The sequence below is a fragment of the Rhodococcus sp. AC861 genome (assembly GCF_979256035.1).
In genome coordinates this window covers 1-247 of record NZ_CEEDMW010000080.1, presented here as the reverse complement: position 1 = coordinate 247, position 247 = coordinate 1, and the positions used below count along the sequence as shown (strand labels likewise).

At 68.0% G+C, this 247-nt stretch carries 1 protein-coding gene; it reads left to right on the top strand.

Annotated features, from left to right (window positions below; all coding sequences use genetic code 11):
- The coding region (locus AC0IX4_RS23230; protein ID WP_471831440.1) for a formyltransferase family protein at positions 1–247 on the top strand (247 nt) is incomplete at both ends.

The following is a 247-nucleotide window of genomic DNA, read 5'->3' as shown; positions in this document are numbered from 1 at the left end:
GACGCGGTGGTGCTGGCCCGCTTCATGCAGGTACTCCCGGAGTCGTTGTGCGAGCACTGGTCCGGCCGCGCGATCCACATCCACCACAGCTTCCTGCCGTCGTTCGTCGGCGCCCGCCCGTATCACCAGGCGTTCGCACGCGGCGTCAAGCGGATCGGTGCCACCTGCCACCTGGTGACGGCCGAACTCGACGCCGGACCCATCATCGTGCAGGACGTCATCCGCATCGACCACTCGGATGCGGTGG